Source organism: Pseudomonas brassicacearum (assembly GCF_003732265.1).
Taxonomy (GTDB): Bacteria; Pseudomonadota; Gammaproteobacteria; order Pseudomonadales; family Pseudomonadaceae; genus Aquipseudomonas; species Aquipseudomonas brassicacearum_D.
The window spans coordinates 1-642 of record NZ_MOBK01000354.1; the positions used below are offsets into that span (position 1 = coordinate 1).

Consider the following 642-nt stretch of genomic DNA (forward strand, 5'->3'; position numbering starts at 1 on the left):
TCTCCTTTATGAGCACCAGCATGCAGAACGCCGCTGGCCGGCAAGTGGCGCTGGGCAGTCTGCTGTACAAACTGATCGGCCTGCTGCTGATCATCCCGGTGCTCGACCCGCTGGTGCACTGGATCGACAGCCTCGATTTCAGCCCGCAGGAAATGGTCATCGGCTTCCACTTGCTCTACAACACCGCGCGCTGCCTGATTCTGCTGCCAAGCGTCGGGCCGATGGCGCGCCTGTGTGCGTGGCTACTGCCGGAGCGGCCGGAGGTCAACGGCACCGCCAAACCGCGTCACCTCGACGCGACGGCGCTGGTCACGCCGAGCCTGGCGCTGGCCAACGCCGCGCGGGAAACCCTGCGCATGGGCGATCTGCTCGACAACATGCTTGATGCGACGCTCGATGTGTTGCGCGGCAAGCAGACCGCCGTCACCCAGGAAATGCGTCGGCTGACCGATGACGTCGAAGCGCTGTACAGCGCAATCAAGCTGTACCTGGCGCAAATGCCCCGTGAAGACCTCGGCGAGCACGACAGCCGGCGCTGGGCCGAGATCATTGAACTGGCGATCAACCTGAAACTGGCCAGCGACCTGATCGAACGCATGCTGCGCAAGATCCAGCAGCAGAAGACCTCGCAGCGCCGTTCGT

The 642-nt window shown here is 63.9% G+C and carries 1 protein-coding gene; it reads left to right on the top strand.

Annotated elements, in window-relative coordinates; all coding sequences use genetic code 11:
- Positions 1–642, top strand: a 642-nt coding sequence (locus tag BK660_RS31680; RefSeq protein WP_148057537.1) for a PhoU domain-containing protein, incomplete at both ends; no start/stop codon positions are given.